The sequence below is a fragment of the Sphingobacterium sp. 1.A.4 genome (assembly GCF_002734245.1).
Lineage (GTDB): Bacteria > Bacteroidota > Bacteroidia > Sphingobacteriales > Sphingobacteriaceae > Sphingobacterium > Sphingobacterium tenebrionis.
This window is the reverse complement of sequence record NZ_PEAZ01000044.1, coordinates 18,317-34,835: the sequence shown is the minus strand read 5'-3', so window position 1 is coordinate 34,835 and position 16,519 is coordinate 18,317. Positions and strand designations below refer to the sequence as shown.

General features: G+C 41.6%; 10 protein-coding genes and 2 tRNA genes. 7 read left to right on the top strand and 5 right to left on the bottom strand.

From position 1 onward, the window contains the following. Positions 1-4 precede the first annotated feature (4 nt). The 3 genes from CRJ00_RS06705 to purL form a co-directional block, all read right to left on the bottom strand. On the bottom strand, positions 5-2,899 hold the full coding sequence (locus tag CRJ00_RS06705) for a SusC/RagA family TonB-linked outer membrane protein (protein WP_180268437.1): 2,895 nt from the start codon (positions 2,897-2,899) through the stop codon (positions 5-7). Positions 2,900-3,448: 549 nt separating this feature from the next. Further along, complete coding sequence (gene rlmF / locus CRJ00_RS06700; RefSeq protein ID WP_099366100.1) at positions 3,449-4,339, bottom strand: 23S rRNA (adenine(1618)-N(6))-methyltransferase RlmF; 891 nt, start codon at positions 4,337-4,339, stop codon at positions 3,449-3,451. Between the two features lie 187 nt (positions 4,340-4,526). Then, positions 4,527-8,207, bottom strand: a complete 3,681-nt coding sequence (gene purL, locus CRJ00_RS06695; protein WP_099366099.1) for a phosphoribosylformylglycinamidine synthase — start codon at positions 8,205-8,207, stop codon at positions 4,527-4,529. 177 nt (positions 8,208-8,384) lie between these two features. Between purL and CRJ00_RS06690 the strand changes: the two genes are divergently transcribed. The 6 genes from CRJ00_RS06690 to CRJ00_RS06665 all read left to right on the top strand — a co-directional run bounded on the left by CRJ00_RS06690 (position 8,385) and on the right by CRJ00_RS06665 (position 14,461). Beyond that, positions 8,385-9,245 (top strand): hypothetical protein, encoded by an 861-nt coding sequence (locus tag CRJ00_RS06690; protein ID WP_257213700.1) that lies wholly within the window; start codon positions 8,385-8,387, stop codon positions 9,243-9,245. Between the two features lie 31 nt (positions 9,246-9,276). After that, on the top strand, positions 9,277-9,864 hold the full coding sequence (gene coaE, locus CRJ00_RS06685) for a dephospho-CoA kinase (RefSeq protein ID WP_099366097.1): 588 nt from the start codon (positions 9,277-9,279) through the stop codon (positions 9,862-9,864). Beyond that, on the top strand, positions 9,861-10,829 hold the full coding sequence (locus CRJ00_RS06680) for an MBL fold metallo-hydrolase RNA specificity domain-containing protein (protein ID WP_099366096.1): 969 nt from the start codon (positions 9,861-9,863) through the stop codon (positions 10,827-10,829). The genes coaE and CRJ00_RS06680 overlap by 4 nt, the downstream gene beginning before the upstream one ends. A gap of 348 nt (positions 10,830-11,177) precedes the next feature. Then, entirely contained in the window at positions 11,178-12,791 is a 1,614-nt protein-coding gene (locus CRJ00_RS06675) for a tetratricopeptide repeat protein (protein ID WP_099366095.1), read from the top strand. A 340-nt stretch (positions 12,792-13,131) separates the two neighbouring features. Further along, the gene (locus CRJ00_RS06670) at positions 13,132-13,485 is read left to right on the top strand and encodes an ISAon1 family transposase N-terminal region protein (protein ID WP_099366094.1); all 354 of its coding nucleotides are present in this window, start codon (positions 13,132-13,134) and stop codon (positions 13,483-13,485) included. Next, the gene (locus CRJ00_RS06665; protein WP_257213699.1) at positions 13,478-14,461 is read left to right on the top strand and encodes an ISAon1 family transposase; all 984 of its coding nucleotides are present in this window, start codon (positions 13,478-13,480) and stop codon (positions 14,459-14,461) included. The genes CRJ00_RS06670 and CRJ00_RS06665 overlap by 8 nt, the downstream gene beginning before the upstream one ends. A 152-nt stretch (positions 14,462-14,613) precedes the next feature. On the opposite strand, the gene CRJ00_RS06660 is transcribed toward CRJ00_RS06665, so the two are convergent. Together CRJ00_RS06660 and CRJ00_RS06655 are read right to left on the bottom strand one after the other, a co-directional pair. Then, positions 14,614-14,686: transfer RNA gene (locus tag CRJ00_RS06660), tRNA-Phe, on the bottom strand. Between the two features lie 468 nt (positions 14,687-15,154). After that, positions 15,155-15,227, bottom strand: a tRNA-Phe gene (locus CRJ00_RS06655). Between the two features lie 186 nt (positions 15,228-15,413). Here CRJ00_RS06655 and mnmA point away from each other — a divergent pair. After that, positions 15,414-16,514, top strand: a complete 1,101-nt coding sequence (gene mnmA, locus CRJ00_RS06650; RefSeq protein ID WP_099366093.1) for a tRNA 2-thiouridine(34) synthase MnmA — start codon at positions 15,414-15,416, stop codon at positions 16,512-16,514. The last annotated feature ends 5 nt before the right edge of the window (positions 16,515-16,519 follow it).

Genomic DNA, 16,519 nt, shown 5'->3' with positions numbered 1-16,519 from the left:
CGGGTTATAAATTAAGTTTGAAGCCTAGAGCAAAGGTTTTCGGCAAAGGAAGCGAATAACCTAAGTCATAACCTAAATAATTAACTAACTCCGGATCCCGACCTGAATAAGGCGATAAGGTCAAAAGGTTGTTGGCAGACAGATAGACATACAGATCCATTTTCTTGCTGTACTTGCTGCTCAAAACATCTTTCATGTTGTAACCAAGGGAAACAGTGCGCAACTTGACGAAGGATCCATTTTCCAAGAATAGGGATTGATTGACCTGATAAGGACTCACCGAACTCCATGGATTATAGAGCGGATATTTGCTGTAATCGCCTCTTTTCTCCCAATAAGTGATCTCTTTGATCGCATCGATCTCCCGAGCATTTTCATTTTCTATGAAATTGAAGCGGTTGGACATTTCTTGGTTCATGATACTTCTGCCCAGGTTGAAATAAAAATTAAGGTTTAGGTCGAAATTGTTATATCGTAGGCTATTGTTCCAGCTACCAGATACTTTAGGGATAATGTTTCCTTTCACGATCCGGTCTTCATCATCGATGTTGAAATCACCATTCTGGTCTTTCCAGATAGGATCTCCAGCTTTTAGATCGATAGCACGATAGGTCAGTAACTGACCCGACTGCTGCGGAACATCATTATCGGTCAGATAGATCCCTTGGTTCTCCAATAACCAGAAAGCATCCACTCGTTCACCTACTTTTAATAAGCGGTTGTCCACGGCTACCTCATCCAGTCCATTTGGCAGGGCCAAGATCTTGTTGGTATTAAAACCTAGGATAATCCCAGAATTCCAAGAAAGTTGGCTTTTGTTGATGATATCTCCACTGATCCCCAGGTCCACGCCCATATTTCGCACATCCAATCCACTTTCGTATTGGTATTTATATCCGAAATCTCTTTTGCCGGGAAGCATGACCAATTGATCTTTGGTATCCCGAACATAGGCATCCAGACTGAACTGAAGTTTGTTTTGCTGTAAACCAAGATCCATCCCAATATTGACTTCATCCATATAGCTCCAAGGGATATCGTATCCTACCCAGCCCACTTCATATGGTCTTACCAAGGCAGCGAAGGCATTGTAACTCGGAACGATCATGTTTCCGGTATAGCCGATCTGTGCAGTATAGCTTGGTCCTTGGGAATAATTATCGTACATGTTGTAGATTCCTAAACGCCCTACCGAAGCACGAAAATTAAATTGGCTGATCTGTTCGTTGTCGGCCATTAGGCTGTTCTTCGCATTCCAACCCAAGGATAAGGTAGGCGAGAAGAACCATCGTGCGGTAGGTTGGGCATTCGAAGATCCGTCATAACGAAGCATCAAGGATGCGGTATAGGTATTATCGTAGGTATAGGAACCTTTACCATACACCGAAATCATATTGTGACGGGTTCTGTCCAAGAATTTATAGATCAATTGTTTTGGAAACACACTGGAATTCTGGTCTCCTCCTAATAAATTGATCTTTATGTAATCATTTACACCTTTAAAGGCATAAGCATAATTGTATTTAAAGACATCCCAGGTAAAGGAATTGCCGGCTTCAAAATAGAAGTAGTTCGCGTCGTTTTCGAAATCATAGACCAAGGTATTATCGATAAGGATGCGTTGGTTATAACCGTAATAATTGGAAGCAAAGTTATTGGACTCCAAAATGGTACTCGGGTAGAAAAGATCGCGGTATCCCTCGTTGTAGTCGATTCCGAATTTGGTCTTGAACCGTAACCTGTCCACATTGAATTGCAAACCGAAAAATCCTCCCAATAGGTTGTTGAAGTTATTGTCGAAACTTTTATCGAATTCGTCTAGGTATTTATCATATACTTCTTTATTGGGTGATATGGGTGCCCCAAGATCTGGGAAGTACCCCATCATGGCGTAACGGTTGCGGAGATTTTTATTCCTATCCCTATTGAGTCGGTTCACATTGACCAAGGTTTCGAAAACCAACCAATTGAAAGGGCGAAGGTTGAGATAGAACCGTGCATTCAGTTTATCGAATTCAGTATCCTCAGCTGTACCGCCATTTTGGATGGTGCCCAGGTTGAATTGAAAATTGGAGCGGTTTCCTCCTCCGGCAACGGTAGCATTCGCACCATAATTATAACCATTGTGGTAATAACTATCCGACCAATTGGAGGGCCCGAAATAATTGTTGTTCAACGAATCACTTAAATAAATGGGGTAAACATCATCCTCATTATATCGGCCATTGGTAGTAAAAAGATCATAAAATTGCTTACGGAAAGCATTTTCATAGGAACCATTGATCGTGGTTACAGCAGGTCTTGCAGAAAATCCCCCATAACTGTTTACGGAGATTCTTTTTTTATCTGGTCCTAGGCTTTTTTTGGAGGTGATTTCAATTACACCATTGACACCTAAAGGGCCGTATTTCGCCAAGGTGGCCAAATCCTTGTGTACCACAATGCTTTCGATGTTATCGATGTCGAAGGTGGTCAATAGGTTGTTTTCAGGACCAATTCTTTCCACATCATAATTTTGGATATCAAAGGAAAAGGGATGTTCGCCAATTTGGGGAACTCCATCCAATACGATGAGGGGTTGGGTACTATAGATATCCCGATTGGTAAAGATGGGTTTGTTGAGGCCGCGGACAAACATCTGCTGGCTGGTTCCGGGTTCCCCATTGGATTCCGAAACATAGACACCTGGTAGTTCCCCTTTGATTAATTGCGGAAGGCTATGGGCGGTGATCAAGGAAATATTCTTGATGGAGCCTACCTTGTTGTTGGCTTGATCAAAGCGGTAAACGGCTCTCAACTCGGGTACCGTGTCGGTTTGGCTAGTGTCTTGTTTATCAACGAAAAACTCATTCAACTCATCGGCATCCGCCATTTGGGCAGATAAGAGAGTCAAAATCATTAACGATTTAAACTTCCATTTTACACTCATAATGTAGAGCTTTTTATTGGTTATTAAATAAGGTTTAATTGAAGAGCTATTAGCTAAAATTTGGTTTCCGGCTAAGTTTTCAGTTTTGGCTTGTGTCGTTGTGTAATCATATGTTGGTTTGTCTAAAGGTTAATATTTGAGGTTTAAATAGGGCAATAAGGTGCTAGTCGTCTTGTAAAAAACGATTTAGCAAGTATTTTGGAAAAGGTTTGTTAGCTTATACCTAGGTTTTGGCCAACAAATTTTCAGTAGACTTATTAAGGTCTATAGAAATTGACGATAATTTTTGGAAAAAATAGGTTCATGATGGTGACTGTTATTGTTTTAAATTATATAATGGTTATAACGAATTTAAAAATTAAAATCGTTTTAGCAAATTTTTTGTAAAAAAAATGTGAAGATTCGTAGTGCTTAAGTATCAGCGTTTAAACAGGTATTAGGGTCAATGTAACAAAAAAGGTTTATGAATTCCTTCATAAACCTTTTTTTGGCGCTCCGCTCTTTATTTTGTTCAATTTCTTATTTCGATCCGCTCAATTTCCAGGATAAGATCCTACTGATCTTATTGCCCTGTTGCATGGTCGTCACTTTGATATCCTGAATTTTATGGTATTCGAGGATAGCTCGAAGAGGTTTGATGTTTTCCTTATTAGAAACCAAGGTTGTGCAAATGCCGATTTGATCTTTCAGTTCGATACTTTCATAGATCAACTGGCTGATGAATTTTTTCTCACCTCCCGATACCCATAGTTCATTATCTAAACCTTTGAAATTGGTAGATAGGTCTTCGGATGTTTGATGCAGCTTACTGTTCTTTTTGGTAACCGTCTTTTCATAGTCCTCTCTTGATTTATAGAAAGGAGGGTTGCACATGATGGCATCAAAATATTCTCCAGCATGGATGATCCCTTTTAGGATCAAATCTGGATTCTTTTGTTCTCTTAGTTCTATGGTTTGGCGGAATTCCGGATTTTTTGCCAGGATGTTCTTGGCCTGTTGGATCGATGGTTTGTGAACTTCTGATCCTACAAAATGCCAACCATATTCCTTCGCGCCTAATAAAGGATATATTACTGATGAACCTGTACCAACATCCAATACACGAACCGGTTTTCCAAGACGAGCTTTGAATAGGTCTGCTAGGTAATGGATGTAATTCAAACGTCCAGGGATGGATGGGCAAAGGCTGTTTTCCAGGATTTCCCAACCACGTAGGTCGTAGGAGGATTCCAAAAGAGCCTTGTTCAATAGGAACACCGATCTTGGATCTCTGAAATCAAGACTAGTACGGTCATCTGGGGTTTTGATAAGCTGTTTCTTGAGTTCAGGGACACGTTTTATCAAAGGGATGAAATCGTACTCTTGATTGAATTTATTGCGTGGATGTAGATTCTTAATTTTTTTTTCCATTGTTTAATATGACAAATTTTTAGTCATTGGGTATTCGGGTAATTGCCAGGCCATCGTCATTGCGAGGAGGTACGACGAAGCAATCTTTCGATTAGCGTAAAGATTGCTTCGTTCCTCGCAATGACGATGGTCCTCGCAATGACGAGGTGGCTCGCAATGATGGCCAGTCGTGTTTCCACGCCTATCCTTAACCCTTCTTATTCTGCTCCTCGATCCATTTTCTGGCGTTCACAAAAGCTTCCAACCAAGGCGTTACCTCATCCTGTCTGCCATCTGGATAATTCGCCCAGTTCCATTGGAAAGTAGAACGTTCAATATGTGGCATAGTCACCAAATGTCTCCCAGTACTATCACACATCATCGCTGTATTATAATCAGAACCATTCGGATTATGCGGATACTCCTCATAACCATATTTTGCTACGATCTGGTACTTATCTTCCCCATAAGGCAGGTTAAACTTTCCTTCTCCGTGAGAAATCCATACCCCAAGGGTAGAACCCGCCAAGGTTGACAACATCACCGAATTATTCTCCTGTACCTTCACCGAAACAAAGTTCGACTCATGTTTCTGCGAATCATTATGCAACATCTTACCATGCACCTCATGGTTTGGATTAATCAATTCCAATTCCATGAACAACTGACATCCATTACATATCCCCACTGATAAGGTATCCGGACGGGAGAAGAATTTCTCCAATGCCGATTTTGCCTTTTCATTGTAAAGGAAAGCACCGGCCCATCCTTTTGCCGATCCCAATACATCCGAGTTGGAGAAACCACCAACTGCACCGATGAACTGAATATCCTCCAAGGTTTCGCGACCAGCGATCAAATCCGTCATATGCACGTCCTTCACATCAAATCCGGCCAAGTACATGGCATTTGCCATCTCTCTCTCCGAATTCGATCCTTTTTCCCGAATGATTGCCGCTTTTGGACGCGCCTTCCCAGCATCAATAACGGGCTTCTTACCATCAAAATGACTTGGGAAAGTATATTGTAAAGGTTGATTTTTATAATTATCAAAACGAGCTTGTGCTGTTCCATTTTTCGATTGCTTCTGATCCAATAAGAACGAAGTCTTGAACCAGGTATCCCTAGTCTCCGCCACATCAAATTGGAAAGCATCAGAATTATTCTGAATCGAAACCGAAGAACCTTCCTTAGCTGTTCCTATTTTAACAAAAGAAACGCCAGCCGTTTTTAACAAAGACTCAAAAGAAGTATCCTCTTTCGCCTGTAAAACAACCGCATTATTTTCATTGAACAAAGCTTTAACCGTATCCGACTCCTTCAATCCTGAAAGGTCATAGTCCGCTGCCAAGTTCACATCTGCAAAACACATTTCCAATAAGGTCGTGATCAAACCACCAGAACCCACATCATGACCTGCAGCAACCTGATCGGCATTGATCAGATCCTGAATCGCATTGAACGCTTTCTTGAAGAAAGCCGCATCCTTGATTGTAGGAACCTCTGCACCGATCTTATTCGAGATCTGCGCAAAAGATGATCCTCCCAATTTGAACGCATCCTGGGAAAGATTGATATAATAGATCGAACCCGCATTCTTTTTCAATACCGGCTCTACCACTTTATTGATATTGGTACAGTTTCCTGCCGCAGAAATAATCACCGTTCCTGGAGCAATAACGTTTTCCCCATTAGGATATTTCTGTTTCATCGATAAGGAATCCTTACCCGTAGGGATATTGATGCCCAATTCGATCGCAAAATCAGAACAACCTTTTACTGCTTCATATAAACGTGCATCTTCCCCTTCATTATTACATGCCCACATCCAGTTTGCCGATAAGGAAATGCCGGCCAATTTGTTGTGGATAGGAGCGAAGACGATATTGGATAAAGCTTCTGCGATGGCATTACGCGATCCAGCAACCGGATCCACTAAAGCCGTCAAAGGCGAATGTCCCACGGTAGTAGCTATACCCTCTGTTGATTTATAATCCAAGGCCATTACACCCACATTGTTCAATGGCAATTGCAATGGACCTGTACATTGCTGTTTAGCAACGCGTCCACCCACACAACGGTCTACCTTATTCGTTAACCAATCTTTGGATGCTACAGCCTCCAGTTGCAATACTTGATTCAGGTAATTTGGAACATTCTTCGCATCATACGCAAGATCAGCATAAGGACGATCGATTTTCTTATCCGACATGATGGTCTTTGGCGAAGATCCGAAGAAATCCTCCAATGCATAATCCATTGGTTTTTCGCCCGTTTTTTCCGATTGGAAAGTAAAACGGTGATCGTTCGTCACGTCCCCAACGGTATACATAGGAGCACGCTCTCTTTCCGAAACGGTCTGAAGAACTTGGATATCCTCATCGGCAATCACCAAGCCCATACGTTCCTGGGATTCATTACCAATGATTTCCTTCGCAGAAAGGGTAGGGTCACCGACAGGAAGTTTATCCATATCGATCAATCCACCGGTACTTTCCACCAATTCGGATAGACAGTTCAAGTGTCCACCGGCACCGTGATCATGGATGGAAACAATAGGGTTATGATCAGATTCCACAAATGCACGGATGGCATTTGCAGCACGTTTCTGCATTTCAGGGTTCGAACGTTGGATCGCGTTCAATTCGATACCAGATCCAAAGGCGCCAGTATCTGCGGAAGAAACCGCAGCTCCACCCATACCGATCCGGTAGTTCTCCCCACCAAGGATGACAATCTTATCGCCTGCTTGCGGTTCGTGTTTTTTGGCCTGGTCCAATTTACCATAACCAATACCTCCAGCCTGCATAATCACTTTATCATAGCCTAATTTACGGCCATCCTCTTCATGTTCGAATGTCAATACTGATCCGGTGATCAATGGCTGTCCGAATTTGTTTCCAAAATCCGATGCACCATTTGATGCCTTGATCAAGATGTCCATTGGTGTTTGGTACAACCATTTTCTTTCTTCCATGCCGTTCTCCCAAGGGCGGTCTGCCAACAAACGGGAATAAGCAGTCATGTAAATTGCTGTTCCAGCCAATGGCAAAGCTCCCTGACCACCTGCTAAACGGTCGCGGATCTCACCACCCGAACCTGTCGCTGCGCCAGAAAATGGCTCCACCGTAGTCGGGAAGTTATGGGTCTCTGCTTTTACAGAGATGACGGAATCAAATTCCTTCTCTTCGTAGAAGTCAGGTTTGTCTGCCGTTTTCGGTGCAAACTGGGTAACGCGAGGACCTTTTACAAAAGCCACGTTATCTTTATAGGCAGAAACAATCGCATTCGGGTTTGTTTCTGATGTTTTCTTGATCAATTTGAACAGCGAAGTAGGTTGCTCCACACCATCGATCACAAACGTACCATTGAAGATTTTATGTCTACAATGTTCTGAGTTCGCTTGGGAAAAGGCAAATACTTCGGAATCCGTTAATTTACGGCCGATTTTATCCGACAGCTTATCCAGGTATTCCACTTCCTCCGGACTCAAGGCAAGTCCTTCGGATTTATTGTATGCGTCGATATCGTCGATTTCGATGATCGGCTCAGGGCTGATGTTAATGCTGAACATATCCTGCGTCAATGCCGAGAATTTCTGCGAAATCATCGGGTCAAAATCGCTGAAATCTGCAGCCACCGGCTGATATTCTTCGATCCTGATGATACCTTCAATACCCATGTTCTGGGTGATTTCAACGGCATTCGTACTCCATGGGGTAACCATGGCTGCTCTTGGCCCAACAAAGGAATCGTTCAGCGATTGCTCGTCGAGTTTTTTAGCATTTCCAAAAAGCCAGTTTAATTTGGAGATATCTTCGGTTGATAAAACTTTTGGGGTTTGAACAGCATAAAATGTGTTCGATTGGTTCACAAAGAAATGAATCATTATTAAAGTGAATTTTGAATGTCCTTCAATTAAAGTACAAAGTTACGGAATATTTTATCATTCGTAACTACAAAATATTACATTTGTAACATGGCTATGAGGCGAATAAATAAGGTACAGAGGCGAAAGCTATCCATATTTTTGAGATGTGTAATCATATCTTTTTTAGCATGGACCTTGTTTGCGATTTCCAGCGATTACAATTTCAGTAAAAAGGCCAGTATTACCTATGTGAACCTGCCAGAAAACAAGGCTTTCCACCCTTTGCAGTCGGATACCGTATCGGTAAAGATCAAGATGTCGGGTTGGAAGATGCTGATGGAGAGATTATATCCGGACACCGCCAAAATCCAGGTCGACCTGAGCGGATTAAAATCCCGTAATTTCATTGTTTTTGGAAGCCAGATCGGATTTATCAATAGGCAATTCCCGGGCGATAAACAGGTGGTGGCTGTTTCTCCGGATACTTTGTATTTTGATTTTTCCAAGCAGACACAACGCAAGGTTCCTGTAAAGGCCATCCATAGCCTGACCTTCAAAAAACAATATGGTATTATTGCCGCTACACGCACCATCCCCGAATATGTCACCATTACCGGTCCATTGGAGGATGTGGCGAGCATTGAATATTTGGAGACGGATACGATCAAAGGGAAGGAGCTGAATACGGATGTTCGTACGGTGGCCTATCTGGATAGACAGAACAAGACCAACATCACGATCTACCCGACTTTTGCCGAGGTGATCATCCCGGTTGGGGAAGTAACGGAAAAGGTGATCGAATTGCCCATCAAGATAGAGAATAACAAGGGGTATACTTCCGTTAGGGTATTACCGAGCAAGGTGAAAGCAACGGTTTTATTATCAGTAAAGGATTATAACAAGTGGACCTCAAGGGATTTTGAGGCGGTGGTGGATCTGGATTCCTGGAAGGACCATCAGGTCAGCAGCCTGCCTGTCATCATCACCAAGGTACCTGAGTTCTGTCAGGTATTGAGTATCGAGCCACAGAACGTGGATTTCTTCGTCAGGAAATAACAAAGCTAATTTCAAAAAAAAACAAGCTATTATGGGATTGAAAATAGGTATTACAGGCGGAATCGGTGTAGGGAAAAGTATGGCTACCCGGATCTTCAAGGTGTTGGGTATTCCGACCTATGATGCCGATCGGGAAGCCAAGGATATCATGTTCAAGAGTGAAGCGGTACGCCAGGCTTTGCTGAAAACCTTTGGCAAGGAAGTTTACCTGGAAGATGGGCAGTTGAATAGGGCTTGGTTATCGAAACAAGTATTTTCCAATGCAGAAGAATTGGCCAAGTTGAATGCCATCGTGCATCCAGCGGTTATTCAGGATGCAGAGGATTGGGCATCCGCACAAACATCGCTTTATAGCGTAAAGGAAGCCGCCTTATTATTTGAAAGTGGCTCCTATAAGAAATTGGATTTTACGATCTTGGTGACATCACCAGAGTCGGTTCGCATCGATCGGGTCATGAAACGTGATCAGGTAACAGAAGAGGAGGTGAGGAGAAGGATGAGCAAACAGATGCCAGAATCCGAAAAGGAAAAGTTGGCAGATTTCATCATCCATAATGACGATGATCACAGTTTGATCGCCCAGGTTATGGAACTTCATAAACGGTTTTTCCATTCATGAATATTATTGAAGATTTTTTAGTGCGTAAGGAACAAGGTTTCTACTGTTCCTATGGCGATTTTTATATAGACCCCTTATATCCCGTTAAGCATGCGGTGGTTTCCCACGCGCATGGCGACCATGCAAGCCCTGGACATAAGCACATTTATTGTACCCAGGCAACGGCCGAATTCATCAAACTCCGACATTCGAAACAGCCTGATCAATCTTTTCAGCTTATTCCATTTGATACCTATTTTGAGATCAATGGGGTAGGGATCTACCTATATCCGGCTGGTCATATCTTGGGAAGTGCGCAGATATTAATGGTCTACAAAGGGGTTCGATACCTGTATACCGGCGATTATAAACTGCAGGCTGATCCAACCTGCGAACCCATTCAGTTCAAAGAGGCTGATGTGCTGATCACAGAGACCACCTTTGCCAATCCTGCGGTCAAACATCCAGATCCGGTGCAGGAGATCATGAAACTGGCGGTTCCCCATAACATCCTACTGGGCTGTTATTCCCTGGGAAAAGCGCAGCGCATTACCGCATTATTGAACGAGCATTGTCCGGATAAGGATGTTCTCGTGCACCATTCGATGTTGGGCATGCATAAGATTTATGATCGGTACCTGAAGGCTCCGATGCGCTATGAATTATACAACCGGAAGTCGATGAAAGATGGTTCGCAGAATAAGATCTATCTGGTTCCGCCATTGACCTTCAACAGTTATAGGCGAGCAAGGAATGTGCTGAAAGCTTTTGCTTCGGGTTGGGAGCGGTTGCAGGCGCAAAATGATATTAGCCTTTACCTTTCCGATCATGTGGATTGGAACGATATTTTGTACTTTATCGAGCAGGTAAAACCTAAGGCCATCTGGACGATTCATGGCGATGGAAGGGTGCTACAGCAGCATTTCCATGGGAAATTTGAAATTCGGGATATCCTCTCACAAACATTTTCTCCCGACTATTGTTAATATTTCGATATTAAACAAAAAGGAGAAAAGAATGAATAAGTTTTTTAGAGCACTGATTGCCGGATGGGGCGCCAAAAAAATGGGACTGGGATGTTTCGGTACCATTATCGTATTTATCATTATCTATTATTTGTTGGGTTATTTGTAGGCCTATAATAGGAACATAAGAAAAAAATTAGCGGCTAGGCCTATCGAGGTCCTAGCCGTTTTTTTATTGTTAATTTTTTCAATAAATAACTCGTATTCTCAAAAATAAAATTAATTTTAGTTATGGATTGATTAAAAAAAAAGCATCCATTTACCAGGTCATTAAAATACCTTTAAAACATTTAACATTTAAGCTAGATTATGTATTCTAAGAAAATCCTTTTTGCACTGTTGGGCATTTGTCTACATTTGTTTGCGTTGGGGCAACAAATCGTTAACAAAAAATCCTTAGGAGCTTTCGATACGCAAACCCATTCCAAATTGGAAGAAATAAATGCATTAGTTTTTAAACCAGAAGGGTATGAAACCGTTCCATGGCCGAAACTTCCAGATTCCATCAACTTTAGTTTGTTTGCAAGCGATCCAAAAGCGAAAAAATTGGAGGAGAATAAATTGGCCATCAATCCGCTATTGGCCTTTCGTAACCCTATTTCTTTTAAAAAAGGGGATATTTATATCGGTTATGATCAAAATTGGTTTCGTCTTTCCAATTATTACAAATATAACAATGATAAAAAATCGGTTGAAGAATCTAGGCGCTGGACAAATTCAATAAACGCAGATCCAAAAAGCATTGGCCCTTCGTATGCTGGACTGCAATATTTGGAATTTGTGAACCGTGATGCCTTAAAACTGATAAACGCAGATACAGCCTTAATTTTCACTTCCAATACTAAATTTAAATTTAAGGATACGGTGGATAATTATGAAATGATTACGGTGTACTTGTTGAAGTTTGATTTAGGAGTTGGGAAGGTTTATTACTATTATCCGATTGGAGAAAGGATGAAAGCTCTTCAAGAAATTAATCAGACCTGGGGGGTGGTTCGTTTTAAACCCGATAGTGAGTTCACCCATCCTGACCATAGCGGACATATACCTAAACCTAAAGAACCGGATTTATATTATGGAAAATTCGCCTTTTTGAATAATCCAGATCAGGTTAAAAGAGAGGAAGAGAATTATCGTAAGAAAAATCTGAACGGCCAAGCGGCGAAATTGGTGTTGGAAGGGGTTAATTTTGCACGGGTTAAAGATTGGGGAAATGCAAAGGCAAAATATGAAGAGGCTTTAAAAATCGATCCTAACCATGCTTTAGCTTATTTGCAATTAACCTGGTTAGCTTTAGAACAAAACATGGAGCAAGATGCCCGGAATTATTGGGCTTCTTTGAACAAATTGCAGCCAACAAGTCCCGAGACTTGGTTTGTAAAAGGAATGATAGAGAAAAGGTTTAATCAATTGGATAATGCTTTTATAACTTTTGATAAGGTGTTGGCAGACTTCGATTCCTTATACTATAAGGCCCATCTTGAAAAGGCTTCTATTTATGTTATGCGAAATGATCAGGTTGCTGCAGAGAAAGAATTTGATGCTGCTTTATTAATTTTCAAAAAGGAGTCAGAAAAGGCCAAAAGGGGGGAGAAGTATCGCATGATGCAGCTATATGATTTTTATTTGGCTAAAATGCAGTATGCCCGTTTTTTAGGATCAAAACAGGAATTTGAAAAAGGGAAAAATCAGTTGGAAGATTTTTTAAGGGAATACGAAGCTAATCAAAATTCTATTTCACTCGGTGTACCAAAGACCATTTATGGAAGAATATATCCGGAAAATCTTGCTGATGTTCACTTTTGGCTAGGGATTTTTTATGTTAACTTAAAGGATGAGAATAAATGTGTGGAACATTTTAAGAAGGCAAAAGAATTAGGGAAAGTATTACCGGCAGAAGTAGAAAATTTATTGAAAATCTAACATGGGGATTTAATAGGGAACAAACGTTGTTTCCTTCGGTGCAAAAGCATACTGAAAGTATGCTAAAAGTATGTAAAATGTATGTTTTATATACTCATTAGTTACCTTAACCCTGCTTTAACCCTACTTAAAGCACGATTCTGATACTAAAACAAACATATTTTGAAGTATTAGCATAGAAGACGGGTCGAGAAAATGGAAAATATAGGTTAAGGTTTTTTACTTAGTTTATAAGTCTTGAACCATGATGTATTGTATAGGTGAATAGAGAGGATCAAGCTGAATCCTTGGGGGGAATACTAAAAATTTCTTAGTTTAGCATCTTTAAAACAGTTATCCCTTGCAAGAAGCCGAACGTAAATTACTATCCTTATTGATGCCCCAAGGGCTTTTGGAATACTTCCAGATCTTAGAAGTCGATCAGGTCGACAATCAGCTCCATATTTATTTAGATGAACTTAATATTGCTCCGACAGGCTATGAGAACAGCAGGTTGGAGTCAAAGGGCTTCATGCCTTCCACCGAGATCTCGGACTTTCCCATTCGAGGTCAGAAAGTTACGCTACATATCCGTCGTCGTCGCTGGACGGTCCCGGATACAGGACAGATCATCACAAGAGATTGGAACCTGGTGCGTGAGGGTGCTCGAATGACTACGGAATTCGGGCTTTTTTTAAAGAAGATATTTGGATAACCATCCTGTAAGCGCCCAATTGGTAGGATTATTCTTCCAAATGGACGGCAAGCAACTCCAGGATCAGTACAAGAACCACCTCAGTGATTTCCATGATTGGAACCAAAAAACCCATGCCGAGAGCTGGACATTGTTTCCTGAAAACATCTCGGAACATCTGAGCATAGATGAGACCAGCTTCAGCAACGGTGAGTTATATACCATTGTTAGCAGTAAATCGGCAAAGGGGCGTAAAGGGACGATCCTGGCAACTATTAAGGGCACTAAAGCTGAGGATATCATGGCTGTTCTTGATCGGATACCCTTGCGCTCGAGGAACAGGGTAAAGGAGGTGACCATGGATATGGCTCCCAACATGGCCAAGGCTATCCGAAGGTGTTTCAGGAACGCCAGACGTGTGGTCGATCGGTTCCATGTCCAAAAACTGGCCTATGATGCAGTACAGGAACTCCGAATCAAATATCGTTGGGAAGTCCTGGATGCAGAAAGCAAGAAGATAATGGAGTCGCGAAAGCGAGGAATCCCATATGAACCCGAATTGTTGCCCAATGGTGATACGCTCAAACAGCTATTGGCCAGGTCCAGGCACCTTTTGTTCAAGCATCCAGGCAGATGGTCGGAAAGTCAGAAAAACCGAGCTGAACTGTTGTTCCTGCGGTTTCCCAAACTAAAACAGGCATATGATCTAGGGATTGCCCTGGGTGATATCTTCAACAAGTGCAGGGACAAAAAGGTAGCTTTTACAAAGTTAGGTCTATGGCACAATCAGGTTGAGAATGCTGGCATTGCTTCCTTTGAGAGCGTAGCAAGATCCATTGCAGCCCATCATCAATACATACTACATTACTTCGATAACAGGAGCACAAATGCCTCGGCAGAATCTTTCAATGCAAAACTCAAAGCTTTTAGGAGTGTCTTTCGTGGCGTAAGGGACACAACATTCTTCCTGTACAGAGTGATGAAATTATATGCTTAAAAATCTTTACCCCCAAACTTTCGGTATGATCCAATAGAGATTGCTTCGTTCCTCGCAATGACGGAGTATGTGTCTCAACCGCCATGGATCTACCAACAAATCACTTTATACTAAATACTAAAAAAGCTCGTCGGAAGATGAGCTTTTTTCTGTGGTGCCAGCTGGATTCGAACCAGCGACACAAGGATTTTCAGTCCTTTGCTCTACCAACTGAGCTATGGCACCTTTTATTCTTGTGTTAATCGAATTTGATTGACAACGCTACAAAGGTAGTAATCTTGAGCTATTATGCAAATATTCATATAAAACTATTTATTAATCATCAGAAAATGAGTAGGATAAAATCATCTTTTAAACGTTTTAAACCGCGATTTTATAAGTTAACTTAAAGTTGATGCATTGTTTTTACATATTGGTATACGAATCTTTAAAGAAGAATAGCATGGGAAGGACCAAACCTTTAAAGACAATTTTACCGAACGTAATTCAATCTTAGATGCCTATAATCTCTTTTAGTTTTTGTTCCACTAGTTTTCTGCGCAAGTTCCTGGCAATGTTCTTCCTTCAGGATTAAGAAGAACCAATTTAAAATAAACTTCAGAAAACAACAATGGGCAGGGCGCCAGGTCTATCTACTAAATACTCCCTACTAAATACCCACAAAAAAAGCTCGTCTTCCGACGAGCTTTTTTGTGGTGCCAGCTGGATTCGAACCAGCGACACAAGGATTTTCAGTCCTTTGCTCTACCAACTGAGCTATGGCACCTTTTTTTTGCTAATCCGTTACCGGACTTGCGATGCAAATGTACCGTCTTTTTTCGAATTCTAAAACTTTTCGCCCAAAAAGTTTATCCCTTTTCAGCAATGTCTTGATTTTGATTGAGATAAAATTACACGAAATAAACATTGTGAATCGTGAATTAACGGTATCTTTGCAACTCAATAAATTAATATGAGTAAAAAAGGAAGAGTATTGGTAGCAATGAGTGGGGGAGTGGATAGCTCCGTTGCTGCTGTCATGCTACACGAACAAGGGTATGAGGTCATCGGTATTACGATGAAAACATGGGATTATGCAAGTTCTGGTGGCTCTTCAAAGGAAACGGGTTGCTGCAGCTTGGATAGTATCAATGATGCTCGCATGCTGGCGGTAAACTATGGTTTCCCACACTATATTCTCGATATCCGCGATGAATTCGGAGATTTTGTGATTGATAATTTTGTGGATGAATATATTGCTGGTCGTACGCCAAATCCTTGCGTGTTATGTAACACCCACATCAAATGGGAAGCGTTAATGAAACGCGCAGATAAATTGGATTGTGAATTTATCGCAACAGGACATTATGCCAATATCAGGCAACATGATAATGGTCGCTATGTGATCTCCAAGGGAAAGGATGAACATAAAGACCAATCTTACGTACTTTGGGGGGTATCACAGGAGAACCTAGCCAGGACGCAGTTCCCATTGGGAAAATTCGCGAAATCTGAAATACGTCAGATGGCTTTGGATATGGGGCAGAAAGAGCTTGCCAATAAATCGGAGAGTTATGAGATCTGTTTCGTTCCAGATAATGATTACCGTTCGTTCTTAAGACACAAAAGACCTACGTTGGATCAAGAGATTGGGCCAGGGAACTTTTTGTTGTCGGATGGTACGGTGGTAGGGAAGCATATCGGCTATCCTTATTTCACGATCGGACAGCGTAAAGGTTTGGGAATTGCTTTGGGTAAACCGATGTTTGTGATCCAGATCCTTCCGGAAAGTAATTCGGTGGTGTTGGGTGAAGAGCATGAATTGGAAAGGACCCAAGCTTTTGTGAAGAATATTAATCTGGTGAAATATGCTTCGATTGAGGAGCCTATGGAGGCTATTACGAAGATTAGGTATAAGGATGCTGGTGCATTGTCTACCATTACCCAACAAGGGGATATTATGAAGGTGGATTTTACGCATACGGTGAAGGGTATTGCCCCAGGACAATCTGCTGTGTTTTATGAGGGGGATGATTTGTTGGGCGGCGGATTTTTGATGAAGGAAGAGTTTTAGTTAAT